The organism is Streptomyces sp. SID486 (assembly GCF_009865385.1).
In the GTDB taxonomy this organism is placed as follows: Bacteria; Actinomycetota; Actinomycetes; order Streptomycetales; family Streptomycetaceae; genus Streptomyces.
The window spans coordinates 1-781 of record NZ_WWJT01000421.1; the positions used below are offsets into that span (position 1 = coordinate 1).

Here is a 781-nt window from a genome sequence, read left to right on the forward strand (position 1 = left end):
GACCAGCACCCGTGCGACGGGCAGCCGCTCGGCGATCGCCGCGCCCCGCCAGGTGCGCGGCTTGGCCCGGGGCGTCTTCGCCGTGCGCACGCTCTCCCGGATGAGCGCGAGCTGCTCCGGCGGCGCCTGCCCGGCCCCGCCGTCCCCGTCCACCCGGGGCTCCCCGTTCTCGCTGCTCACGCTTGCATTCTTACCAAACGGCACTGACAACCCCGCCGCCCGCCGGACCGTGCGAACCCGCCCCGGCCCTCCCGGGGCCCCGAGCCACCCGGCCCGCCCCCCTGGCCGAACCCCGTTCCCGGGCATCGCCGGCCGCCGCCCGCGCCGGGAGCCGGTCTCCCAGCCGCCCGACCGCCACCCCCACCCGAACCCCACACCCGGCCCACCCGTCCGCGGCCCCCGCCCGAACCCCGCTCCGGACCACCCGTCTGCGGCCACCCGTCTGCGGCGGCCAGGCCGGTGCCGGTCCCCGGGCCGCCCCGGGTACGCCGAGGCCCGGCCTCCCCGTGGGGCGGCCGGGCCTCGGCGATGCGTGGTGCGGGGGTCCTACATGCCCACGGCGGCGCGCAGGGCGTCCACGCGGTCCGTGCGCTCCCAGGTGAAGTCGGGCAGCTCGCGGCCGAAGTGGCCGTAGGCGGCCGTCTGGGCGTAGATCGGGCGGAGCAGGTCGAGGTCGCGGATGATCGCGGCCGGACGGAGGTCGAAGACCTCGTCGATGGCCTTCTCGATCTTCTCGGCGTCGACCTTGGCGGTGCCGAAGGTCTCCACGAACAGGCCGACC

At 77.7% G+C, this 781-nt stretch carries 1 protein-coding gene and 1 pseudogene; both read right to left on the reverse strand.

The window, feature by feature from the left end; translation table 11 throughout:
* Positions 1-180, reverse strand: a pseudogene (locus tag GT045_RS19970) (helicase PriA); the annotation flags it as partial.
* 366 nt (positions 181-546) lie between these two features.
* Positions 547-781 (reverse strand): methionine adenosyltransferase domain-containing protein (locus GT045_RS19975; RefSeq protein ID WP_161334976.1); only part of this gene is annotated, 235 nt, incomplete at its 5' end.